Source organism: Paenibacillus sp. FSL H8-0260, from assembly GCF_045040625.1.
Lineage (GTDB): Bacteria > Bacillota > Bacilli > Paenibacillales > Paenibacillaceae > Paenibacillus_AQ > Paenibacillus_AQ odorifer.
Genome location: NZ_CP150298.1, coordinates 5,302,315 through 5,328,209 on the forward strand (window position 1 = coordinate 5,302,315; position 25,895 = coordinate 5,328,209).

Annotated in this window: 15 protein-coding genes; 3 read left to right on the forward strand and 12 right to left on the reverse strand. The window is 48.1% G+C overall.

Going from position 1 to position 25,895, the window contains the following annotated elements:
- Nucleotides 1-213: 213 nt before the first annotated feature.
- The 5 genes from MHI51_RS23670 to MHI51_RS23690 form a co-directional block, all read right to left on the reverse strand.
- A complete protein-coding gene (locus MHI51_RS23670; protein WP_405173298.1) occupies nt 214-3,630 on the reverse strand; it encodes an AAA family ATPase in 3,417 nt (1,138 codons plus the stop codon).
- Nucleotide 3,631: 1 nt separating this feature from the next.
- Nucleotides 3,632-4,813 (reverse strand): exonuclease SbcCD subunit D, encoded by a 1,182-nt coding sequence (locus MHI51_RS23675; protein ID WP_076218330.1) that lies wholly within the window; start codon nt 4,811-4,813, stop codon nt 3,632-3,634.
- Nucleotides 4,814-4,853: 40 nt separating this feature from the next.
- Nucleotides 4,854-8,897: a helicase-exonuclease AddAB subunit AddA gene (addA, locus tag MHI51_RS23680; protein WP_341004307.1), complete on the reverse strand. Its 4,044-nt coding sequence runs from the start codon at nt 8,895-8,897 to the stop codon at nt 4,854-4,856.
- A 2-nt stretch (nt 8,898-8,899) separates the two neighbouring features.
- The gene (gene addB / locus MHI51_RS23685) at nt 8,900-12,412 is read right to left on the reverse strand and encodes a helicase-exonuclease AddAB subunit AddB (RefSeq protein ID WP_405173299.1); all 3,513 of its coding nucleotides are present in this window, start codon (nt 12,410-12,412) and stop codon (nt 8,900-8,902) included.
- A gap of 786 nt (nt 12,413-13,198) precedes the next feature.
- Nucleotides 13,199-14,623, reverse strand: a complete 1,425-nt coding sequence (locus MHI51_RS23690; protein ID WP_076276742.1) for a class I SAM-dependent rRNA methyltransferase — start codon at nt 14,621-14,623, stop codon at nt 13,199-13,201.
- Between the two features lie 99 nt (nt 14,624-14,722).
- Here MHI51_RS23690 and MHI51_RS23695 point away from each other — a divergent pair, with 99 nt between their 5' ends.
- Nucleotides 14,723-15,709: a Na/Pi cotransporter family protein gene (locus MHI51_RS23695; protein WP_076218327.1), complete on the forward strand. Its 987-nt coding sequence runs from the start codon at nt 14,723-14,725 to the stop codon at nt 15,707-15,709.
- Nucleotides 15,710-15,763: 54 nt separating this feature from the next.
- On the opposite strand, the gene MHI51_RS23700 is transcribed toward MHI51_RS23695, so the two are convergent.
- From MHI51_RS23700 to MHI51_RS23715, 4 genes are all read right to left on the reverse strand, one after another.
- On the reverse strand, nt 15,764-16,594 hold the full coding sequence (locus MHI51_RS23700; RefSeq protein ID WP_076128979.1) for an energy-coupling factor transporter transmembrane protein EcfT: 831 nt from the start codon (nt 16,592-16,594) through the stop codon (nt 15,764-15,766).
- Entirely contained in the window at nt 16,591-18,297 is a 1,707-nt protein-coding gene (locus MHI51_RS23705; RefSeq protein WP_405173300.1) for an ABC transporter ATP-binding protein, read from the reverse strand. The genes MHI51_RS23700 and MHI51_RS23705 overlap by 4 nt, the downstream gene beginning before the upstream one ends.
- Before the next feature lie 81 nt (nt 18,298-18,378).
- Nucleotides 18,379-18,939, reverse strand: coding sequence for an ECF-type riboflavin transporter substrate-binding protein (locus MHI51_RS23710; protein WP_076128974.1), 561 nt, complete (start codon nt 18,937-18,939; stop codon nt 18,379-18,381).
- A 151-nt stretch (nt 18,940-19,090) separates the two neighbouring features.
- Nucleotides 19,091-21,316 carry a hypothetical protein gene (locus MHI51_RS23715; protein WP_076128972.1) on the reverse strand — a complete coding sequence of 742 codons (2,226 nt, stop codon included), beginning with the start codon at nt 21,314-21,316 and terminating at the stop codon, nt 19,091-19,093.
- A gap of 209 nt (nt 21,317-21,525) precedes the next feature.
- Here MHI51_RS23715 and MHI51_RS23720 point away from each other — a divergent pair, with 209 nt between their 5' ends.
- Nucleotides 21,526-22,260: an AzlC family ABC transporter permease gene (locus tag MHI51_RS23720; RefSeq protein WP_036683898.1), complete on the forward strand. Its 735-nt coding sequence runs from the start codon at nt 21,526-21,528 to the stop codon at nt 22,258-22,260.
- Complete coding sequence (locus MHI51_RS23725) at nt 22,251-22,577, forward strand: AzlD domain-containing protein (protein WP_036683900.1); 327 nt, start codon at nt 22,251-22,253, stop codon at nt 22,575-22,577. The genes MHI51_RS23720 and MHI51_RS23725 overlap by 10 nt, the downstream gene beginning before the upstream one ends.
- A 343-nt stretch (nt 22,578-22,920) precedes the next feature.
- Here the strand turns inward: MHI51_RS23725 and mtaB are convergent, their stop codons facing one another.
- The 3 genes from mtaB to MHI51_RS23740 form a co-directional block, all read right to left on the reverse strand.
- Nucleotides 22,921-24,264: a tRNA (N(6)-L-threonylcarbamoyladenosine(37)-C(2))-methylthiotransferase MtaB gene (mtaB, locus tag MHI51_RS23730; protein ID WP_076276740.1), complete on the reverse strand. Its 1,344-nt coding sequence runs from the start codon at nt 24,262-24,264 to the stop codon at nt 22,921-22,923.
- 3 nt (nt 24,265-24,267) lie between these two features.
- Nucleotides 24,268-25,032 carry a 16S rRNA (uracil(1498)-N(3))-methyltransferase gene (locus MHI51_RS23735; protein ID WP_076185272.1) on the reverse strand — a complete coding sequence of 255 codons (765 nt, stop codon included), beginning with the start codon at nt 25,030-25,032 and terminating at the stop codon, nt 24,268-24,270.
- A 179-nt stretch (nt 25,033-25,211) separates the two neighbouring features.
- Nucleotides 25,212-25,895, reverse strand: a complete 684-nt coding sequence (locus tag MHI51_RS23740; protein WP_076128966.1) for a site-2 protease family protein — start codon at nt 25,893-25,895, stop codon at nt 25,212-25,214.

The window sequence follows — 25,895 nt, forward strand, 5'->3', positions numbered from 1 at the left end:
TAAATATATCAACACCGTTAGGCCTAAAAAAGACAAAAAAAAGAGAAACACCCTTCACAGCTTATAAAGCTGATTCGGCGGCGGACGTATGAAAAGGAGTTCATTCCCTGCCATACGTCCGCCGAGGTGTTTCTAAAGTAATGTCGGCTTAGCTGTATTATAACAGCGCGTTGATACTGTATCTGTGATAAGAATCACACACATTATAGATCTTCACATTTTTTCCAAAAGGATCCGAGATCCCCCTCCACCCTGTTCAGCAGGTACTACTACCAGCTTGCGTGGCAGTCGTGCCCGAAGCTCTGGAACATGGCTGATAATGCCGACAGACAGTTGGTCGTTATGCAGTCTTTCCAGTGAGGTAATTACCGTATCGAGCAATTCCGGATCCAGCGTACCAAAGCCTTCGTCCAAAAAGAAAAATTGCAATGGATACTGTCCCCGCAGCTGAATCTGTGCCGAAAGTGCAAGTGCAAGTGACAAGGAAGTTAAGAACGTCTCTCCGCCGGAAAGCGTGGAGACCGGTCTTCTTACACCACCGTTTCCATCATCACGGATTACAAAGCCACCACCCGAATCAACCTCCAGCGCATAACGCTGTTTGCTCAGGAAACGAAGCCGCTGGGAAGCAGACTGGCATACCTGCATCAATTGTTCCTCCGCAATATACTCAACAAAAGCATTTCCACGTAAAACCGTCTGCAATTTGGACAAATGATCCTGTAGAGAAGCATGTTCTAGCCGCTGGGCTTCGAGCTCCATCCAGCGAATATGCCGATGCCGCAGATCCTCCAGATCTCGCTCTGCGCGCGCTCTTGCTTGCAGCGACATTTCATCCTCTGACTTACACACGCTTAAGCTCTCCTGGCTAACTTGCCACTCCTCATCACTTAAGCTGGCTCCGTCAAGCTTCTCTTCAATATTGCGCAGCTGCAATGAGACTTCAGCTTCTTCCGCACGATGGGCATGTACCCGAGAAGAAGAAATTTCCCGCTCTTCAGGTGCGAGAGCTGCTCCTTCAACCTCAGCGGCGGAACTAAAAGGTGAAGAGGTTAAGCTTTGCTCCCACAGATGGCTTGAAGTCACATAATGCTCTCGAGCAGATTCTGCAGCCTGGCGGGTAATCGCTGCCTCCTTGATCTCATGCTGCGCTTTTTCCGCTGCCGTGAGATGTAATCGTTGGCTGGTCTCCACAGCTGCTAACAATTCCTGCAGACGACGCTCACACTCTGCTAGAAGAGGGGCAGCAGCGCGGCCATTAGTCCACTCTAAAAGACGCCGTTCTTTTTCACGCTGCAATTCTTCTTTGCCTTCCATCTGTGTATTCCACTGAGTAAGCTCTTTATCGAGTCCGGTGATGGTCTCCTGAAGATTCTGCACCGAAGCGCTTTTCTCATCCAGAAACTTGACACTGATTTCCAGTCGGGATCTAATTTCCTCAGCTTGAGCATCCTTGGCTAACAGCTCACGATAAGCTTTTTCTACCTCTTCCGGTGCCAAATCAGGGAACTGCTGTACCCAGTTCTGCCGCAAAGCGGTTAGTTGGCCACTCAGTTCCTCGGCTTTGGCGGTTAGGCCTTCTACCCAGCTTCGCTCACCTTCGGCACCCGCTGCTTCTTTGAGGCATAGCTGCTGAACTTCCTGCATCGATTGCTGCCACTGTATCGCTGAACGGCGCAGTTCTCCAGACTGGCTTTTTAATGCTAAAAATGCAGCATCAAGTTCTGCCAAAGCCTTTTCATCTGGAATGGACATATCGGTAGAGGAAACCTCAGTAGTGCTGACTTCTGAGCCTGCCGCTGCAGGATGATTTACCGTATCAAAAGCTCCATCACCAAACACCTGCTCCAGCCAAACCAGGTCCTGCTCCCGCAGACCACGGAACATATGGCGTGCTTCCAAAGCACGTCTGGACAACACACGCGCCTGTTGAAGTTTTAACTCCAGTTCCTGTTGCTCTACGTTATCCTGCAATACAGCAGGGGCCGGGTGGTTTTCGCTGCCACATACAGGGCAAGGTTGTCCTGCTTCCAATTCTTTAGCCAATCCAAGCGAGAGTCTGTGCAACTCATGCCCCTTGAGGGCTGCTTCCAAAGAACTGATATGTTGCTCCAGACTTTCTGCTGCGGTGCACGCAGCTTCTTCTGTCGCCAGCAGCTTCTCTTGATGCAGCGCCGCCTCGCGGATCAGCTGCCCGCGAGAAGCTTCCTGCTGCCCGCGACGGCCCTCGGCCTCCGCGAGGCGCGCCTGCGCAGCCGCGAGTGTAGTGGCACGCTCGCGGCGCTCCTTCTCCGCCGAATCCCACTGGGATTCGGCGGAGTGCAGCCCTTGCAGTCTCTGCATCGCTTCTTGCAGAGACTGCCGCTCCTGGGAGCGGACACCGAGCGGCTGCAAGCTCTGCTGCAGCTCTTGCTGGCGCTTTTGGCCCTTGGCCAAAAGCTCACGCTCCCGGGCCATGCCCTCCCGCAGCTGCGTCAGCTTGCGGGAGGCCTCTTCGCGGCGCTCGTGCAGAGCCGCGAGTTCGCGCCGCAGGGCGCCGAGCTCGGACTCGAGCTCGAGCGCGCGGCGGTAGGTGTCGGCCCCCTGCCGGAGGGCCGGCTCTTCCGCCGCAAGCGCGGCCTGCGCGGCAGCTGCGGCCGCAGCGGCATGCGCCGCCTCCTGCTCGGCAGCGGCGGCCAGCACCTCTTGGCCCTCCGCGCGGGTCAATCGGCTCTTGAAGGCGTCTTCCGCGCTTCGCCATGCTTTCAGCGCGGGAAGCCTAGCCTCGGCCTCGTCAGCTTGGCCGAGCTTCCGTTCAAGGAGGAGAATCTCCTCCTCCTTGGAGAGCAGTCCCTGCCGCTGCAATTCGCGGCGGGTCCGTTCCTCTTGCAGCTCGCGAATGCGCGTGAAACGCTCCGCGACCTGCAGCGCCGCCTCCAGCTTGCGGCGGCATTCCGCAGCATGCTGGGCTGCTTGTTCGAGGCGCTCCGCCGCTGCCTTTACATCCTCTTTGCCTGCGCTGCCAAGCCCCTGCTGCTCCGCTTCGAGTGCGCGGAGCGCAGCCTCATTCTCCTTCACCCGTCGGCTAAGCTTCAACGCAAGCTGATCGCCATACTGTTCCAAATGGAACAGGCGCTGCAGCATTTGTCGGCGGTCTACGCCCCGAAGCGATAAGAATTCGGCGAATTTCCCCTGCGGCAATACAACTGCTCGCGTGAAGTCATCCATTTTGAGCCCAATATGCTCTTCCACACAACGTGTAACATCTGCGAGTTTATCCGCCATAACGTTATCCCCGTCAGGTGTAACTTCAATGAAACGGCTAATGGTGTTACTGACTGTTTGCTCACCTGTCCGCTTGAACTTACGTTCAACGCGATAACGATGTGCCCCAGCGGAAGAAGTGAGCTCAAAGGTAAACGCCACGCTGAGTGAATCCTCAGAGTGATTCATAATCCCCTGTGTTCCATTAACGGCGCGCTCCACTTTGCCATACATCGCCAAAGTAATAGCATCCAGCAAACTGGATTTGCCGCTGCCCGTAGGTCCAAAAATCCCAAACAGCCCGGTCTCACACAGACTTTCAAAATCTATTTCCTGCATTTCTCTATAACTCTGCAATCCTGCCACTTTTAATAAAATAGGCTTCACCTTAGTTCTCCTCTCCTTCCTCCGGCTGCTGCCGTTCTTCTTCGGTTAGCTGTAAGAACAGCTCAATCAAACGATCCTCCGGCTCCGCCCCGCCCGTCTGGCGCTGATAGAATTTACGGAACAATTCTTGTACAGGCATACGTGAACGGGAAATTTGTTCGAGCTCCAGCTCCATTTGCGGATAAATCGGACGAATATGAATGATCCCCTCACGTGATTTACGCAGGCGCTGAATATCATTCATCGACATAGCTTCACTGAGCCGAATCTCCAAATCTATAAAAGCGGAAGCATCTCTACCTTCATCCAACCAGTTATATACCTCTTGCAATCCCCCCGTAGAGCTCCATCTTACAAGTGGACGCCCACAGCGAAGATAGATTTCTTCGAAGGTCGGCTCACCGCCCGGCGCAACATCAATCAGCGTCACCGACTTGGCTTGTCCTGCTTCCGAAAAGCTATATGCCAGCGGGGATCCGCTATAACGGATCATCCCTTCCCCTTTTACACGCTGAGCGCGATGAAGATGGCCTAGTGCAGTATATTGCGCTCCACAGGATAAAGCAGAAGGGTCTACAGTGTAAGCCCCGCCCACCTGAATTGGGCGTTCCGAATCACTCTCTACACCTCCAAGCACATAAATATGGCTCATCGCCAAATTCACGGTTTGTGGCGTAAATTCCCGTCCCAACAGTTGCATAAGTTTGCCTACCCGTGCGCTGTAAGCTAGTCGAAGCTCCTCTTCCCCGCTGTCCCCAGCAAGCAACTCACCGAGACGTGCCTCAGAGGGATAGGGAAGGGCTGCGATTTTGGCAATCTCACCTGTCCGCGCAGCATGAACTGTCACTGGCTCTGAGGTTGGAAGTCCTACCAAGGTAATCCCCTGCCTTAATACAAGCGGGGAGACTGAAGATACGCGCTCCGGTTGGTCATGATTGCCGGCAATCACCACAAGGGGCCTGCCCCCTGAAGTCAGCCTGGCAGCAGCCTCATAGAATAATTGCTCCGAAGCCGCTGGCGGATTAACGGAATCGTACACATCTCCCGCCATCATAATCAAATCCGCCTTATGAAAATCGGCGATCTCCACCAATTCATCTATGAACTGCTCTTGCTCCTTCTGGCGGCTTCTTCCCTCCAGCGTACGGCCCAAGTGCCAATCCCCCGTATGCAATATCCGCATCTTCGTCCTCTTTCCCCGCTCCTATGCGGCAATGAATAATTTATAATTTCACAGCATGATCGCCGTCAAAAAAGTACAGCCAAATCTCGCTGATCGGTTCTCCCAAAATATCATGTAATGCCTTGCTGTATAACTCTAGCTGAAAACGATATTTTTCCTTAAGTGCCTCTAAGCCGCCCTGATGTTCTAATACAGAGTCCGTCTTATAGTCTAGCAGAATAATCCGGTCCTCTTCACGGAACAGGCAGTCAATGACCCCTTGAATCAGTACAGCCTCACTAAAGCCTTCCTTATTGTTCTCAGGGGAAAGCTCCGAGACGGCTTCATTCATATAATCGAGCCCTCGATAAGCCTCACCTGCGGGAACCATATAACTGAACGGCATTTCTCTAAGCTTCCAAGAAGAAGCTATTAATCTACGTCCCAGTTCATTAGTATAAAAAGCTTCTATCTGATCGGGAGCTACAGCCTCCACCTGCTCAGCAGTTAGAATAGCCACTCTCTGAAGTCGGGCTAAGGTTTCTTCCACAACCCTAGGATCAACTGAACCCTCCAGCGGAATATGCTGCATGACTGTATGGTATGCTGTCCCGCGTTCCGCTGGGGTTAGACTGCGTTTTTCCATAAATTTTGGACGCCGCAAATGAAGACTGTCCGCACCTGCAACACTTGGACGTTTATCGGTTTCTATTGAGGTTGTAGAATTGCCTTCTTCCAGCAGATCAAAAGAGGGCTGCTCCTGCAACGACAACAACGCTTTTAACTCCGTAACAGAAGTTTTAGCCGGAATACCTGAGGCTGCCGCATACGGATAATTCCATTCCAGTCTTCTAGCAATTTCATCGCTAGTCTCTGTTTCATATATATTTACAGCTTCACCCTTATGCAGTGCTTCGAGTACAGCTTGCCGTTCCTCTACCTTCTCTTCAGTCTGATCCGTTGGCAGGAACGCCCCAGAATTAAGTTCGGAAGCATTTTGCACACTGATGCTCCAGTTGGAGACATCGTTGTGCAGCACCGTGGAGACGGTACCTTCTGAACCGCCCAGCTTACGAAGAATCGCCGCCGCAGGGTGCCGGATCAATGCCGGTCCAACCCAGTCCAAATAGCTGCGCCCTCGGGCCAGCAGATGATCTGCAAGCAGCAGCTCATCCCGGTTCTGTACGCTGCTCCAGCTAGCGATTTTGCGCGGCAAATCTCTTACAGTGCCTACTAGAATCATTTTATCTCTCGGACGAGTTAACGCTACATATAATACACGCATCTCCTCCGCTAATAATTCAAGCCGTGTACGCCGGTTAATAGCCAGATAAGGAAGTGTTGGGTAGCTAACTCGCGTTTCCCGTTCCACAAAACGCGGCCCAAAGCCAAGCTCTTTGTGCATAAGAAATGGCGAATGCAAATCTTGTCGATTGAACTGTTTTGCCATCCCGGCTACAAAAACAACAGGGAACTCCAGCCCTTTGGATTTATGGATGGTCATGATTCTGACGCCATTGCCTTCTTCACCGCCACCGCCAGCTACACCCAGATCTCCGCCGTTCTCACGAAGCCGTGAAATGAACACCAGAAAACGGAACAATCCACGCGCTGCGGTGTCATTCTCAAATTGCACAGCCCGATCATACAAAGCTTTAAGATTGTTCTGGCGCTGCGAGCCTCCAGGCAGTCCTCCAACCCATTCCAGATAGCCGCTCTCCCCATAGATACGCCAGATCAGCTCACTGAGACTACCTTGTCTAGCCGCATTTCTCCAGCTTTCCAGCTGTTCTAGGAAATGTCTAAGCTTGCGCTTCAGTTCTGGACTGATCTGCGGCAGATCTTTATCAGGTAAAACATTATTCTCGACGGTGCTTGCGGATTCAATCACATGAGCCGAGAAGAGGTCATACTCTTCTTCAGCCTCTTTTGCATCTTGCATATCCACCGCCATCTGTACTGCTTGAAAATAAGGACCCTGACTACACATACGCACCGTAGCCAATTCTTCTTCCGTTAATCCGACCACAGGTGAACGAAGTACGCCAGCCAGCGGAATGTCCTGCTGAGGATTATCAACTATTTTTAAGAGGGAGAGTGCAATTTCCACTTCTGTAGCTTCAAAATAACCTTTATTCAGATCACCATAAGCAGGGATTCCTTCCATCCGAAGCTCTTCGATGATTAGAGGGGTCCAGATTCTTGCCGAGCGAAGCAGGATTACGATATCACCGTAAATAACCGGGCGCATAATCTTGAGTCCTTTATCGTAGATAAGCAGCGGCGATCCACCGGTCATCCCCGTCATTTGTGAAATACGCCGGGCAATTGCCCGTGCTTCCAGCTGCGCCGTCTCGCTCTCAATGGCTTCACTCTCCTGAAGTGGCGCCTCACCGTCTTCAGAAGTCTCTTCTGACTTCCCTGCTGTTGAACCACGATCTATCAATAATAACTCCGGTGCAAAAAAGGTATCAGGACCCTTCTCTGCTGCACCTGGGAAATTCGCTCCGTAAACAAGCTCAGCGCGTTCGTCATAATTAATCTCCGCTACCGTCTCATTCATAATCTGCCGGAAGATCATATTAACGGCATTCACAACCTCCATGCGACTGCGAAAATTACGGGCCAGATCGATAACCGAACCGCTAGACGATTCATTAGTAATTTCAGATGGATCATCGATTGGGTGTGAGCCAAAGCTGCGGTATTTATCCAGGAATAGCCCCGGCTCCGCCAGACGGAATCGATAGATACTTTGCTTCATATCTCCGACCATAAACCGGTTACCGGGTGTTTCACGGGATATTAGCCGCACAATCTCCTCTTGCACACTATTCGTATCCTGATACTCATCCAGCAGAACCTCATCGAATTGAGCACGGTATTCCATAGCTGCATCAGAAGGCAGGGAATGACCGGGCGTAGAGTCCGGATGGCGTAGAATTTGCAGACAATAATGCTCCAAATCACTGAAGTCGACTAGACCTCTTCCTGCTTTTTCAATTCTATAACGTTCACCGAATGCTATCACTGTCTCTGCAAGCTCTGCCATCAGTGGAGCCGCTTCGTTCAGCTCTTTCAAAAAAACCTCAGGCGGACGGCCAAACAATGCTTTCTGAAGATCTAAAATACTCTTCTTCACACTGTCGCGCAGTTCCTTCACCATCTCCTGCAGTCCAGGATCTGTCGAATCCTTCTTACAAGCCTTTAATTTTCCAAAATATACTTCCATAAAAATATCATATAATTCTGCCCAAGGTCGTTCGTTAACGGCATCCTGCAGTGCATTTACCATCTCAAGATCAGTGGTTAAATTCTCAGCATAGGGTGCCGGACCACCCGGTTGTAGTGCAATCTCCCGGCCTTGCATCAGCTGACTGGCTGCACCCGCAAGTGTCAGCTTCGCTTCTTCAAGAATGCTCAGCACCCATGGCGTTCCACCCAGACTTTCGGTGTCTGGCAATGAGAAATCAGCTGCAGTATCACGGAGCCATTGCGCTGGCCAAGGATGGCTGCGGGCGTAATCATGCAATCGCTGTATGAGCGCATGCACTGCATCATCACTGCGTTCACCACTGAACCAATCAGCGAGCTGCACAAATATGCTATCCTCGCCATCCGCACCTACCTCACCGTACTTTTCCTCCAGCAACTCTTCAAGCAGCTCCTGCCGCATCATCTCCGCTTCATGCTCATTTAATATGCGGAAACCCGGATCAATCGGAATCATTTGATAATAACGCCGGATCACTTCCAGACAGAAGGAGTGCAACGTTGTAATCGAAGCTTTGCCCAGCAGGGATAGCTGACGGCGCAAATGGTCGTTCTCCCCGTTCTCCTCCAGCTCCCGATCAAGGGCTTCCCTGATCCGCTGCCGCATTTCGGCAGCCGCAGCTTTGGTAAACGTGGCTACTAGTAGCCTGTCTACACTGAAGCCGTTCTCTTCCTTACTGATCTTTCGAATAATCCGTTCTACCAGCACCGCCGTCTTGCCGGAACCTGCTGCCGCAGCAACGAGGATGTCATCACCGCTCTCCGCAATGGCGCGCCACTGGTCATCACTCCATATACTTCCTTCCGGTTTCGCTTCTATTTCAGCCTTCATACTCAAGGTGTAGTTCCTCCTTTGCGGGACAGCAGATCCCATATAACATCCTTCCCTGGCTTACCCAGATTGTTATAGCTGTTGCCTTCCACAGCTTCATCGAACTGGCAGACAGGTCTAAAGGAACAGAATGTGCAGGCGGTCTCCTGCCCAATTCGGTACGGCTCAATCGCCACATCACCCTCTGTAATCCGTGTCCCGATATCCGAGATCGTCCCTCTAACGGAGGATAATAGATGGCTCCACTGCTCTGGTGTAGCTACTGAGGCACTGCTATAAAAGCTGCCGTCAGCTTTTACTGCTACAGGCACGATAGAAGAATACCCTTTGTCTAAAGTGGTATCCATCAGGGAGACAACCTCACGATCAGCTGTAAGCAGTCCTTTCATCTTGAAGCGTTTCAACAGCTCTTGCTCAGCCTGTTCCTTGTTCATCCCGTTGGATGAGGTTAACAACGGATCATGCACATGGAAATAAAGCGTGCCTGCTGGAAGTGCCGGCTGCCCCAGCCATTGCTCCGAATATGTCAGCAGCACATCCAAATAAGTCAGCATTTGCAGCGACAATCCATAATACACCTCATGCAGCTTGAGATCCTTTTGGCTCGATTTATAATCAATTACCCGCAGAAGAATACCGTTCTCTCCACGAGCCATGTCTACACGGTCAATCCGGCCAACGACCTCCATCACACAGCCATTCGGCAGCGTAATTCTTAAAGGCGGCAACTCCTTATCCGGTCCAAAATCCAGCTCCAGCCCTACTGGCTCAAAGCTGCCCCGGCGGGCGTGCTCGCCCAGAATCACAGAAGCACGTCCAACAATATTCTTAAGCTTACGGGAGATGTACCCGTAACGTTTGGAGCTCATTAGAATTTCACCCTGCAACATCGGAGATAGCCGTTCTACTGTCTCACTGGCCTCACGCCGACATTCATCCGGAGATAAGCTGCCCCAGCCCCGTCCCTCTTGTTTCAGTCTTATCGCCATATCACTTAACGCAGCATGGAACAGCTGTCCAATATCAGGTGCTTGCAGCTTATATAACTGGCGCTCTTTCAGTCTTAGTCCGTAGGACGCAAAATGGGAAAATGAGCACGCAACAAATTTCTCCATCCGGGACACACTGCCCCGCAGTGTTGAGCCACCATACAATCTGAGGCTTGTGCCACGCTTTAGCTTCGTTCCCTCATTACGATAGAACAGTGAACTTAGCAAACGTTCCAGTTGAAATTTACGATCTTCGTTCTTAGTAAACCAGTTATACACATCCCACCATAGCTCCGGAATTTCTGTTCCTTGGCGCCACTGCCGCAGCTGCATAATCAATGCGCGAAGACTCTGTTCTGGTTGACCAATGAAACCGAGATGGATAGGATTTCCGACTTCTATAGGTAGTCCCGAAGGGGGAAGTGCTGACAAGCTGTGCTCTTGAACCCTTGGGAACATTCTATGCAAATGCCGGATAACCTCAGAGGGAAGGAGAGCTTTGCCCTCATCATCCGCTGTAGCGTAGCTAATCCAGAGCTTTCGGCTTCCTGTCGTTAGTGCATTATAGATCAGAAACCGCTCGTCCAGCAGTTTACGAGAAGCGCCGGGAGCAAGCTCCATTCCAGCATTCTCTAGTACGGAGCGTTCACCTTCCGAGAGAATTCCATCTTCCTTAAACTGCGCAGGCACAACACCTTCATTAAATCCAAGCAAAAAAGCGTATTTAACCCCCGTTGGGCGAGTCCGATCCATATTGCCGACCAATACTTGATCCAGTGCGGGCGGAACTAGTCCCATTTTAAGTTCAGCAAGACCTGTCTCTAGAACTCCAGTGAACACTTCAAACTCAAGTCTTTCATTGCCCATCATTTCTACTATCTGATCTAGAAGATCAAGTACCGCACCCCACAACTGGCTATGTTCCCTAGCCTTCTCGGGTTGGCCCTTCTCCATAGACTTAACACTGAGTTTCTCCAGCTTTCGCGCAACATCCGTCTCTTCAAGCAGCTTGTACAATGCCGTACAAAGTTCAAGACCGCTACGACTTTTCTGGATTCTTTTCTCAAAAGCAAATAATGGACCTGTTATACTAGCACGGCATCGTTCCATAGTAGCAAGCAGTTCATCATCCATCTGTCTGCCGCCTTCCAGCGACAAGCTAGGAATACCTTTCCAGGAGCGGCCATCTGTCCAGCGGTACCCCTGAATCCCACAAGCCAGCACATAGTTTTCTAAAGCATCCATATCTTCACGCGTAATACTACCGTCTAGCGGAAGCAGAAGCTCCGTCTTTACGCAACGGAATACATCCTCATAACGCCAGCGACGACGCACTACATCCAATGCGGAACGTATAAACTCCACTAGCGGATGATGCAGCTCATTCACCTTCTGGTCCAGAAAAAATGGCACTCCATAATCTTGGAACAACGGCTGAACCAGCTGCTCGTAATCGCCAATATTGCGCATCAATACGGCCATTTCGCCATATTTTGCACCTTCATCCCGCGCCAGTCTAGTCATTTCGCGCAGGGCTCCCTCAACCTCTGCTCTGTGCGAAACTGCGGCGCCTATGGATATAGCCTCTCTTGCCAGTTCATCCGCATCTATCCAAGCCTTCCGGCGATCATATCCCCGTTCAAGGTGAGCAAGTACTGGACTTTCTTCAAAACGCGGAAGAACCGTTGGCTCCAGCAGCTCGTCCCATACATCAATGCCCAGCTCTTCAGCAATTCCACGCAGTTTAATGTAAGTAACCGCAGTTGGGTGAAACAATTCAAGCTCATTCAACTGATCTCCATAGGGGTAAGGACGATCAATTGTAAGCGAAACCGTCAGCCTCGAAGCTTGCTGCATCAATTCTCGAAGCACTACGAATTCCTGCGGAGTAAATCCATGGAACCCATCTACCCAAATCTCTGCCCCGCGAATGTAAGAGGAATCTGGAATATGCTCAGCCAGTTCTGCTAAACGATCCTCTTCATCGATATAAAGACGGGACATTTCATTCTCTAAATCGCTAAAAACCAGCTGCAAATCATCCAGCTTACCCTCAAGAATAGGACTTCTTGCAATAGATCCTCGCATAGCGGACAGCTGTTCCTCTAAATCAGTGGAACCCAAACAGCAACGTTTCATCTCCGTGTGCAGTTGGTTCAGACGTTCCACAAAACCCGGTCTGTCTGCTGAGGCACCGAATAATTTCAGTTCCTCTTTGCGGCGACTGATGATTTTGTAAATTAACATTTTCTTACCTTCTTCACTGATTGGCAGACTTGCACTGCCACCAGTTTCCTGCTTCACACGATAGGCAAGCCGCGAAAAACTCAGTGTCTGCGCCCGAAGGCTTCCCTTCACATTCCCTACGGTCAGAAGCCCCCGTTCTGCTCCAAAAGAACCTTGCTCTGGCACAAGAATAATAATCGGCGCACCAAGCGGTTCCTTTTCTAAGGAAGAAGAGATAGATTCCCATATTTTTGTTGTCTTGCCACTGCCCGAGCGGCCTAGTAAAAAGGTTACCGGCATAAATGATAGACTCCTTCCGTAGCGGAGAAAATATATAGAATACAGGGTGAAATATCCACCCATTGATTACACTCCATTTAAAAAAGTTCAGTGATTCCTCGTCCCCTCAGTATATCATAACCACACTAATCGGAACATGTGTTTGCTAGTATTTTCTAATGTTTTACAAAGGATAAACAGCTATGAGTACAAATAAAAAAAGCAAACCTCCGGATTTTGGCGGCTTGCTTTTTAGAGTGTTTAGTTTGTTTTTAATGCCAGTTGTGCAACGTTAGATAGGAGCTGCCAATGTCGGAGCATAGGGTCAATGTTAGACTGTTCAGCGTTCGGCGTTCAGCATCCAGCGTTCAATACTCAACACCCCGCACTCAACATTAGCACTCTACGCCGATCGTTTTGTAATCCGCATTCCGCATATCATAATTCAATAAGCATCATTCGTTGTTTACTATTTAGTATTCCGAATTTAACACTCAACATTTCGGCTAGGCTTGTTTCATTAATTACTTAGGGACCCAGGAGCCGTTATTCGTGGATTCAGTGCTGTTATGGCAACTTTTCGGACCCCACTGACGCTATTCTTCGAAAATGTGCTGCATTACGGGTGTTATTGGGGCAATAGCGCCTTTAGGGTCCGTAAGAATTCATTAATGGGCTGTTTACGCTAAATAGAGTCATCTGAGTCCGTTGGCCACTACTTGCCTTACAGCCGACTCACGGCCACCCTACGACCAGCCCTTTTATCTTATTTGTTACTTGGCACTGTAGACCTTTTGATCTTCAGGCTTATTTTTTACTCCGCACTTCAAAAATCGCAAACTTCAGATAGTGTCCTTCGTTAACGCCAAGTATTTGTGGGTGGTCTTTGCCTGCGGCCCGCCATTCTACAAGTCTCAACACCTTGCCAGCATCTTTAGCAGCATCGGCAATCGTTTCGAGGAACAGATCTGGCTGCATATGGTAAGAACAGCTTGCGGTAACCAAATAGCCGCCTTCGTTCACCAGCTTCATCCCGTGCAGATTGATATCCTTGTAACCACGGCAAGCGCCAGCTACTGCACTTTTGGTTTTGGCAAACGCCGGAGGGTCTAGGATGACTACATCCCAAGTTCTTCCTCCACCTGCCGTCATCGGCTTGGATGTGTCGGTTTTGGCTGTTTTGCCTCCGGATTTAGGATTTGTAGCAGCTGCTGCCGTCTCTGTTCCACTGGCAACTGTCGCCCGTTCAGAACGTTCCTCTAGTCCTTTAACCTGATTCCGTAGATATGCAAAAGCATCATCCACTACGAATTCAACACGATCGCTAAAGCCGTTCAGCTCCACATTCACTTTGGCACTCTCAATGGCGTGTGCTGAAACGTCAAGGCAGGTTACTTTTTTCGCGCCATACTTGCAGGCATGCAGCGTGAAGCTGCCCGTATGCGAGAAGCATTCCAGCACTGTCGCACCGTCCCAATAAGGGAACGTTACATGTTTGCCGCTCTTATTAACTGGTAAGGTCTGTAGTGAACCATCCTCAGTTTCAATTTCCTGAAGCGTAATGCCGCTTCGTCCTCCCCAGCCTTTCATGAGCGGAGCAATGGAAGCTCTATTCTCACGTTGGTCAAAGAAGTAACCTGTCTTCTGGCCCTCTTCAATATCAACGACCAGCTTCAGGCCATTCTCGCTCACGGTTACATGCCTTGGACATTCCCCGTACAGCACACCCGTTGTCTGCTCCATACCTTCAAGCTCGCGCACACTAACATCACTGCGCTCATAGATTCCGCGCGGTGCCATAACCTGCACCAATGCTTCGACGATTTCTGCACGCCGCTTGTCCATTCCGAGGGTAAGCAGCTGCACAACCAAAATATCTCCGAATCGATCTACAATAAGCCCCGGCAAAAAGTCCGCTTCACCATAAACCAAGCGATAAGCATCCGCACCCGGAAGGAACCGGTTTCTGTGTTGCAGACAATTCGCAAACCGTTCTGCAAAAAAGGCTGTATCCATGATCGCAAGGGGTCCCTGCGATACAATTCTTACCCGAATCTGTGACGCTGGATTGTAATATCCCACGGCCAAAAATCGGCCCTGATGATTAAGGACATCTACTAATCCCCCCGCTTCCGGATTTCCTTCTACCGATGCGACTTCACCTGCATAGACCCACGGATGGCCCTGTTCCAGTCTTTTTTTGCGATTGCGTTCTAAAATAACCGATGGCAATGACTTCAACTCCCTGTTTTTCTAAAAATGTTTTTATACATGTCCCATGCAATACATTCATATATTGGTGTACAACCCTCGTCCAAAGGAGTATGCCCTATGTTCAGTGATTTGCTGTTCCCTATCATATATGGTCTTGTTATCTTTCTAGCCGGCATGAAGCTGATGGAAACGGCGTTGTCCAAGCTAGCAGGCCCTCTATTAACTACAAGCCTAAATAGAGCTACCTCAACCCCTATTAAAGGAATGATTGCCAGCAGCCTGTTGTCCGCCTTACTCCAGAGCAGTACTGCTGTAACGGTGTTGACTATCGGCATGGTCAATGCCGGCCTGCTTACCTATGCCCGCACACTTGGCATTATCTTGGGCAGCAACATCGGCACCACATTAACTACAGAATTGATCGGACTTCAGATCAATACCATGGCCACGCCCTTGCTGGCAGCCTCGCTCAGTCTGTGGGCAGCGGCAGTTATTGCAGGCGAACTGCCGCCTACATCGCGAGTGGCAGAGCTCTGCCACAAAATATCCCCGCCGCTGCAATTTATCAGTCTGGCTGTATCAGGCTTCGCCCTCGTCCTATGGGGCATCGCTGTCATGCAGTCTATCGGCGGAATACTTCAGGAAAGTGGCTTATTCCTCTGGTTCCTAAACCATGCCGCTACTAGTGCCTTATGGGGGCTCGCCGCTGGAGCGTGCCTAACAGCCATGCTCCATAGCAGCGCTGCTGTCATAGCTATGGCTATGAGCATTGCCGCCTCGGGTGCCATGCCGCCTGAGCTAGGTATAGCCATAGTGCTGGGCGCCAACGTGGGCACCTGTGTTACAGCAGTCATCGCTTCCATCGGCGGCACGCCATCCGGCGTCTTCGTCGCTTGGTCCCATGTTGCGCTTAATGTAGGTGGTGCACTACTATTCTTGCCCATGATCGGGCTGCTACAAGCAAGTGCTGCATGGATTGGTGGAGGCCCTGCTTCACAAATCGCCCACGCCCAGACCATTTTCAACGTAGTCTGCTCACTTCTAGCACTGCCATTATGCTACCTGCCTATATGGTCAAAACTGGAGAAACGTCTTCAGTCTTAACAAAAAGGTGCCGTTTATTATAATCCCAGCTTTCCACAACTGTACTATTATACTTCAATCGAAAATATTATAAAACCGCGAACCGTCGTAAAAAGTGATCACCGTCGAGAAAATTCCAATCAGCGCAAACAAAGCCAATGCAAAATAATCGTCTCTCGTGAACGGGCGACGGCTATACCAAGTTCGTTTGGTCTCAGTGCCAAAGCCGCGCAGCTCCATAGCGGTACTGATATTTTCAATCCGCTCGATACTAGTCAGAATTAGGGGCATCAGAATCGAAATGATATTTTTTAGCCGCTTAGGCAGCTTTTCTTTTCTAGAAATATCTATTCCCCTTGCTTGAGCAGAAAACGATATATTCTCATAATCTCGTTGAATATCCGGAATGTACCGCAGTGCCAGCGATACAGAATATGCAATTTTATAGTTCACTCCAACTCTATTTAAGGATGCTGCAAATTCACTGGGATTGGTCGTTAGAAGAAATAATAATGCCATAGGAATGACCACCGCATATTTCAGGGCAATATTGAATTGATAAAATAGCTGCTCCCAAGTTACCGTATACCGGCCTGCAATATGCATAATATCATGACGTGTCCCGTAAACACGTACGCCCTCCAAAGGAGAAAAGATAAAGATAGCTATATGATTAAGCAAAAAGAAAATCAAGATAAAATATAATACGAAAGCATAATCCTGAAATTGAACTTTGGAAATTCTAAAGGCAAGCAAACTAAATAACAGCATCACAATTAGACATCTTGTATCATATGTAATCATCCCCGTCACAGACCACACTACAAATAAAATCAACTTCGTAGCGCCGGTAAGACGGTGAATAGGTGAATCCTGCTTCGTAAAAGTTAACATTTTGGCCTTCATCCGCCTCGGCTCCTCCTATCATACGCAATAAACCTTCTAACGAACTCCTCCGGTTGTTTCAATCCAGCTTTTATAGCTAGGGCAAAAAGCGAGGTTTCTTTCAAGTTCGCTTTTTTCACCACATCAGTATTCGTTAATATTCGCTCAGGGCTATCATCCGCAAGCTTCACGCCATCAGCTAACACTATAGCTCTATCGGCATATTCCAGCATCAAGTGCATATCATGCGTAATCATAATGACCGTCATCCCCTGCCCCCGCAGCGTCAAGAGAAACTCCATCATTTCGTTATAATGCCTGTAATCCTGAGCAGCAGTCGGTTCATCCAAAATGATCACTTCCGGCTCCAGTACCAGAATGGAGGCAATCGTGACCCGTTTCTTCTGGCCGTAACTGAGCGCCGAGATCGGCCAGCTGCGAAAAACATAAAGTCCGCACACCTTCAAGACTTGATGGACGCGTTCACGAACGAGCTCCTCAGGGCAACCTCGGAGTCTTAGTCCTAGAGCAACCTCATCATATAAAAGTGTCTTAGAAATCATATGATTGGGATTTTGCATAACAAAACCAATCCGCTCTGCCCGCTCCTTAATCGTGTCCTGAGCAATATCACGCCCATGCATCCGTATCGATCCGGAAGAAGGCTTATAGAAGCCACAAATAAGCTTAGAAACTGTAGATTTCCCAGCCCCATTTCGCCCCGCTATACAGACCATCTCTCCTTTATGAATACAGAGATTGAGCTTATCCAGCACCTGCTGATTTTTTTCGTATCCAAAAGAAATATCTCTTAGCTCAAGGATGGGTGGGTTCTCCAGCTTATCCTGGCGTGACTGATTGCACTCATACCAGATCTTAAGTTTATTAGAACACGCCTCCAACTCTATATCGTTCACATGCTGCGGATTCATATTTGCTGTAATCGAACATCCGGCATACTTCAAAGCCGTTAAATAGAGAGGTTCCCGAATGCCAACTTCTGAAAGCAACGTTGTGCTCAACAGTTCTGCAGCCGGCATATCCGCCGCAATACGTCCTTCATGGATCACAATAATACGATCCACCGCCCGATGCAGCACCTCTTCAAGACGATGCTCGATCATAATAACGGTTTTACCTGTCTCTTTATGCACTCGATCAATAAGCTCAATCGCTTTTGTACCTGTATAAGGATCTAAGCTTGCCAGCGGTTCATCAAAGAGCAGGATGTCCACATCACCTACCAGAACACCTGCCAAGGACGTTTTTTGCTTTTGTCCACCCGATAACTCCTGAGGAGAAGAGGCCAGAAATTCGTGGATATCCACCGCTCTTGCGGCAGCCGCCACTTTGCTCTTCATTTCTGTCTGTTGAACCACATGGTTCTCTAAACTGAAGGCGATATCCTCACCAACCGTTAATCCTACAAATTGTCCATCCGGGTCCTGCAATACGGTACCTACCTGATTGGACAGCTCTGCGATACTCAGATCCTTCTGCTCCTGGCCTATAACCCGTAATGAACCTGATATTTCCCCTCTGTAAGCAAAAGGGATGAGACCATTAATGCAATGAGCCAGTGTACTTTTCCCAGAACCTGAGGGTCCCACGATAAGCACCTTCTCCCCTTCAACAATCGTTAAGTTAATCCCCTGTAGTGTGGGTTCCTGCTGCGCCCGATATTGAAAGCTGAAATCCTTAAATTCAATCATTACTTTTTTCATCTGAGACCTTCCTCTGGGTTAATGTGAAGAGAAAAAAGCCGGTGATTTCCACCGGCTTTTTAGCTTGGATATGTATTCCACTCAAGCTTCTCTAGTCAAGCTGCCCTGTTTCGTTCTTGTCTTAGCATACGCAATGGCTAGTAAAGATCCGATCACTGCCACCGAAGCTATATTTAATGCACCTGCGGTCAGTCCTTGCGTAAATACTTTATTAGCGGGTTCTGCATAGATCAGAATATCCAACACTGGGGCTACAAGGAACCAAGCTACAGCATTCGCTGCAATCTGAGCCAGATTAAAGCGTATTATTTCCTTCCGTCCGAATTCCCCGTCATGAATAGCGATTCTAGCTACTAACAAGCCAATAACCAGCCCTACAATTCCTGATGATATGACCCAACTGAACCATGGCGATCCATAAGATATCGTATCCTTCAGGGTATGCCCGATCAGGCCTATAAATAATCCGGCAAACGGGCCGTACAATAGAGAGAACAATGCCAGTAATGCGTATGTAGTCTCGATGTTAGTGTTTGGAATACCCGAAGGAATCGAGCCGAATCTCCCCAATATAACGAATAAAGCAGAACCAATACCAATCGCTACTATCGTCTTGATCGACAACACCTTTTGTTTTGCCATGTTTTCATCTCCCCCACCGCATCTATTATGTTTTATGTGATTATACATCGGAATAGTCGGAATTACTATAGAATCCAAATAAAAAAATCTGCAAAGCAACATAATGTTGGCTTTGCAGATTCATAGTTGATAATTCAGATCGTATTCTCTATTACTTCACTGTCACTGATACTGTAACTGTTTTGCCGCCTAGCTTTCCTTTAATGGATGTCGTTCCTTTACTCACAGCTACAATCTGACCACTTGCAGATACTCTCGCTACAGAAGGCTTGGAGCTGGTCCATACCGCACTTCCAGTAACAACAGCAGTCTTACCAGTATCATACTGTGCAGTCACGACTACATTCTGAACCGCTCCCGGAGCCATTTTCAGTCTGCTCTCATTAACGGTCAGCTTTGTTAATTTAGGAACTACAGTAATTTTGACACTAGCAGCAATCCCTTGGTAAGATCCTGTCAACGTAGCAGTACCTTCTGTTACTGCTTTAACGGTTGTAGCTTTAACCGTAGCAACCGCTTCGTTCGAGGACTCCCAATTCATACTGCTGGAGACATTCCCTGTCTTACCATTAGAATAATAAGCCGTTACCTTTATCGCTTTAGAGCCTTTAATGTTCATTTCGATAGCAGTAGGTTCTACAACTAGCTTAGTAACCTTTTGTTCAATGGTAACTGGGATACTGATGGTTTTATTAGCGTAAGTTCCCTTTAAAGTAGCAGAACCCTTCACCAGTCCTTTGATTACCTTACCGGAAGTTGTTGTCTTGATAATCGCATTCGTACCGGTAAGCTCCCATTCCATAGTTGCAGTAGCATCAAGTTCACTGCCGTTTTCCATCACAGCTTTTACTTCAGGAACAGCCTTCTCTTCACCAGTAACAATCACCAGGTTTTCTTCTGGTCCAAGCAGGACAAGGACTTTATCTTTCACTGTAACCTTTACTTCAACACTTTTTTCTCTTACAGCAGTTTTTGAAGTCGTTGGGTTTTCTGATTTTATTTTACCGATAACCTTCACAATACCTGCCGATTCAGCAACAATCTTGCCGTCTTTAATGGTGGCAATCTCATCATCCGCAGAGGTCCACTCAATATCACTGCTAAGATCTAGCTTTGTTCCGTCAAGCTTTGTACCATTTACTTTTGGAAGGCTTACGGTGTCATCTGTGTAAAGCTCCAATTCCGTCTTGTCGGCTGCCAGTTCTGTGATCGTAGGATACACTGTCAGCTTAAAGCTTTTATTAATTCCTCTGTACTCTGCTTTAATAACCGAAGTTCCCACTGCTTTAGCAGTCACTGCCGCAGTATCGCTACCAGGCGTAACGGTTGCCGCCAATTGGTTATCCGAAGTCCATACTGCGCTGCCTGAAATGTTCGGAGTAGAATTCGCAGCATCGCGAACCTCAGCTTTAACGTTCAGGGTTTCGCCCATAAACAGGAATTGATCTCCTGTAGGAGTAAGTAGTAGCGCTTCATAAGGAGCACGTACATATACGTCTACTGTTTGTGTAATCCCTAGATAGGATACTGTAATTACAGCTTTACCAGCAGACAACACTTTGATCTCGCCTTTGTCTACTGTAGCTACACTAGCACTAGAAGAGGACCATTCCGCTTTCTCTGAAATATCATTTGCGCTGGATTTTGTAGTTTCTTTAGTCTCTGCAACCAACTTCAAAGGTGCATCTCCGACTAGCATCTCTAGTTCTTTAACGATTTTGTCGTCATGTTTAAGCTCAATTTCAGAATAAGGCAATTTCACTACAGCCTTAAAGGTTGCTGTTAAGGTCTTGTATTTGGCAGTGATCGTTGCTGTACCTTCACCAGCCAAAGTGATCTTACCTTCTGCAATGGTCAACACGCTTGTGTTGGAGCTGCTCCAAGTAGTATCAGCCGTTACATCCTTAGCAGAAGTCGCTGTTTCTCCACCAATCGCATTGGCTTTGACCAGCAGTTTATCCTCATCATCACCCAATTTGTAGTTCCCTTCAGAACTATATTCGAGCTTCAGTTCTTTAACTGGATGGGCTACCTCAACTTCAATGGTAGCAAGTGCATGATTATAAGTCGCTGTAATAATAGCTTTTCCACTGTCAATCGGAGTCAATAGGCCATTTACTACCTTTACAGCGTTTGTGTTAGAAGAATTCCATACAACTGCACCTGTCACATCTCTTTTAGATGAGGACCCTTCCACATTCGCATATACCTTAAGTTGCTTTGGCGTTTGTCCAACCGTAAGCTCTACTTTAGCGGAGCTTTCGAATTCAATCGAGTTGATATCGCCGGTCGCTGCAAAGACACTTACCGGAAAAACCGCAGTAGCTAACAATATCATGATGAGGAGCATTTTCGTCATTTTCCTGTACACAGTCATTTGTTCTCTCCCTTAGGCTATAATGTCGTTCGGTGGTTTATCCCCACACTCTTTTACTTATATCGACAATTGTACCCTAAGTGTTTACCCCCTGGCTCTATAAAGCGAAATTCGGGACTTTCAGACTAGATAATACGGTAAAGGTTGATCAAAATATTAGGAAGTAATATGCTAACTACTAAATTCTTTCTTGAAACAAGGGGGCTACGATGAGTGCAGAGAACGTCCAACTAGAAGCAATCCCGTCTCCTAAACAGGAAGATAGCTTCCTTAAAGGGGTAAAAGATTGTATTCCCACACTACTAGGCTACTTAAGCATCGGACTCGCAGCAGGTGTTGTTCAAAAGACAGCCGGGCTCAGCATTGCTGAGATTGCCTTAATCAGCTTGATTCTTTACGCGGGCTCAGCTCAGTTTATAGCTGCTGGAATGATAGCTGTCAGCAGCTCGCCTGCGGCCATTATTATTACGATATTTATCGTGAATCTTCGCCATATTTTGCTTAGTGCAGCTCTTTCACCTTATTTCCGCCATCTTTCCCCACTGAGAAATATGCTGGTAGGTTCTTTATTGACTGATGAGACCTTTGGAGTTGCCATCAATCAAGCTTTGAATAAGCAGCAAATCAGTGAAAAATGGATGCACGGTCTAAATCTCACCGCTTATTTAAATTGGTTTCTTGCGAATGTAGCGGGAGCTTTTTTAGCCCAGTGGATCTCAGACCCTGATCAATTCGGTTTACAGTTTGCCTTACCTGCGATGTTTATTGGCATTCTTGTAATTTCCATGATTGACCGTAATAAAATCAAACTAGATTTGGTTGTCGCAATCCTTGCCGTGATCATAGCAGTAGGAAGCTCCTTCCTATTCTCCAGCAGTGTTGGAGTGATTATCGCAACAGTCATTGCGTCAACGATAGGGATGGTGTTTGAAAAATGGAAGTGAGATGGGATGTATTTCTGATCATTCTAGGAGCAGCTTTTGTGACCTTTATTCCCAGGGTGGTTCCGCTCATGATCCTTAGCCGGTTTGAATTGCCAGAATGGGGAATGCGCTGGTTAAACTATGTTCCTATCTCTGTTATGGCAGCATTAATAGGTCAGGAGATATTTTTGAATGATGGGAAATTTTCGTCTTTAGCTAATAACATTGAGCTTTTTGCGGCATTGCCTACTTTTTTGGTTGCGATAAAAACCCGGAGCTTGCTTGGCACTGTACTGGCGGGGATTGTTTCAATCATGATTCTACGGATGTTTTTTTGATCCACTTCTACGCGTATGAAGTCACTATCGGACACAGTTGACCTTATTCGCAGCATTATCCCACTTTTGGAACACTAATGGACACCATAGTCGCTATAGTCATGAAAAACACCTATCATGAACTACTTTCTGAGGAATAGCTGCACTGGAGTCCGAAACTAAGCATAAAAGGCAAAAAAAATGCAAATAACGCCAGCTGGGTCCGAAAGCATCATGAGATTGTTATGAATTGGTGGTGTAGACAGCAACAACTTAAAAACAGAGCAGCCCTTCCCCGCTAACGGGAAAATGGTTGCTCTGTTGTCTTTTTACTACTATCTATTGCTTAACGGATATCAATTGCTTAACGGACAGCCTGCTGAAGCCCAGTCTGACTAACCCCGACCAACTCACCGCGGCATTCGTTCACGCCAGCTTCCGTTATCTTCACCTGACAAAGTTCTCCTTGGAGTGAATCTTCACCATCGAAGAACACCTGCAAATAGTTGTCGCTAAATCCATGCTGGATATTGCGCCCCGGCGCCCCTTTAGCAGCTCTTTCCGGAATAACACTTAATGTCTGGCCTACAAATTTGCGAGCATAAGCTATTTGCATTTCTTCCGAAAGATCAATCAGTTCCTGCACGCGTACATTTTTGATTTCTTCGTCGATCTGATTCTCCATCCGCGCTGCCGGAGTGCCCGTCCGCTTGGAGTAAGGGAATACGTGCATCTCGGAGTAATTAATAGCCTTCATGAAGTCGTAGCCGGCACGGAACATTTCATCGGTCTCCCCCGGGAACCCAACGATAACATCCGTAGTAATCCCGACATCTGGCATCGCCTGACGGATCAGCTGCATTTTGGCGTAATATTCTTCTGTCGTATATTTACGGCGCATCACTTTCAGCACATCATTATGTCCGGCTTGCAGCGGGATATGCAGATGACGGCACATTTTAGAGGAACGGTTCAGCACCTCCAGCAGCTTCTCATCGATCTGGCTAGCTTCGATAGAACTGATACGTACCCGCTCCAGTCCATCCACCTTATCTAGATCCCACAGCAAATCGGCTAGACGGTAATTATCAAGATCGTCACCGTAACCACCGGTATGAATACCCGTGAGCACAAATTCCTTATACCCTGCTTCTACTAATTGATGTGCCTGGGTTACGATACTTTTGGGATCACGGCTGCGGGAAAGTCCACGCGACCATGGAATGATGCAGAATGTGCAGAAGTTGTTGCAGCCATCCTGAATCTTCATAAAAGCACGCGTCCGATCCGCAAAGCCAGGTACATCCATCTCTTCGAATTCACGTGTCTTCATAATATTACGAACAGCGTTGACCGGCTGACGTGAGGCTTCAATGTTCTTTACATGCGTCATGATCTGATCGCGGTCCTGGTTACCAATAACAAGATCGACACCAGGAATATCAAGAATCTCACCAGGAGAGGTCTGCGCATAGCAGCCAGTAACCGCCACGATAGCTTCCGGATTGCGGCGAACGGCACGACGAATCATTTGACGGCTTTTTTTGTCACCTGTATTAGTTACAGTACAAGTATTAATCAGATATACATCGGCGGGTCCCTCGAAATCGACCTGCTCGTAACCTTCATTTTTGAATAGCTGCCAGATGGCTTCGGTGTCATAAAAATTCACTTTACAACCTAAAGTATAAAATGCTACGGATGGCATCTCTTAAGCTCCTCCCATTTCTCCCGATTCATATAAAATACAAGCAGCGGCAACCATGCCCGCTGTCTCACAGCGCAGAATACGCCGTCCTAGTCCTACGGAAACCGCACCAGCTTCTTCTGCCTTTTGGCATTCCTCTGGTGTAAAGCCCCCTTCAGGACCTACCACAATCAGTACCTTCCCACCAGCCTGCGGTGAAAGCGAGGATAACCAAGGGGCAACACTGCTGCGAAGCTGCAAGCCTTCTTCTTTTTCATAACAGAAATAAACAGCATCATATTCACTAAAAGTCTGTAGCAGCTGCTTCCAGGATAACGGTGAGCCTACAGCCGGAACGATGTTCCGGTGTGCCTGCTCGGCAGCTTCTTTACAAATTTTACGCCAGCGGTCCAGCCGCTTACTTTCCTTGCGTTCATCGTATTGTACAATCGTGCGCTCCGACAGAAAAGGAATAAAACCAACGGCTCCAATTTCTGTACACTTTTGAATGACAGTTTCCATCTTATCGGCCTTGGGTAAGCTCTGAGCCACTGTGATTTTTATCCGCGGTTCATGCGTCATCTCCAGGGTTTCCAGGATGTTCACTGTCACTTCCCCTATTTCGATCTGAGCAATCTCCACTAACGCTTCACGGGAGACGCCATCGCTGACAATAAGCTTGTCCCCAACCTTACCGCGCATGACTTTGGCAATATGCCTTGCATCTTCCCCGTCAATTCTAACGTTATCTGCACCAAACTGCTCTGGTGTAACAAAATATCGCTGCATCTCTTCATCATCCTGTTCATGAATTCAGTAAGAAGAAACGGTAAAGACGCCTTAATAAAGACGTCACCCGTTTCTTAGAGAAATATAACTATGGATCAGGCGAAATTTAACTATCCTATTTTTCAACAAATTACATAATACAATGTTTAAGCAGGGTTGACCAGACTTCAGTCCCTACCTTAGCTGCCAAACATTCTTAGGAATAGCTGCACAAATGTTCTCGACATTTCACTAGCCCAGTGGCCAAGAGGATCGATGGTATAGGTTCGTAACCCTGGAATAAACAGAATTAATAAAAAGATAAATACAGCCCATTGCTCAAATTGCTGTAATCTGCCCCGAATGGAGCGAGGAGCAATATCCTCCACAATCCGGTAGCCATCCAGCGGAGGCAATGGAATCAGATTGAACAAGAATAAAAAGAAGTTCCATTGAATAAAGGTGCCAAAGAACAGATACACTGCCTCTAAAACGCGATCATTGGAGATCGACTCTAATACACCGGTTGCCGCAAGCACCCCATATATTAAAGCACCAATAATCCCTAGTAACAGGTTACTGATTGGGCCCGCAGCAGACACAATGACTCCCATCAGACGGGGGCGGCTAAAGTTATCACGGTTTACAGGAACTGGACGTGCCCACCCGAAACCAGCAACCAGCAGCAGTAAAATACCAAAAAAATCGAAGTGTACAGCAGGGTTAAGCGTCATGCGTCCTAATAATCTAGCGGTAGGGTCACCGAACTTATTTGCGAAATAAGCATGACTGAATTCATGTACTGTAAAAGCAATTAAAATCGTAATGAGCAGAAAAGGAAGCTGATCCAGATCTACACGTATTATACTTTGCAATATATCCAT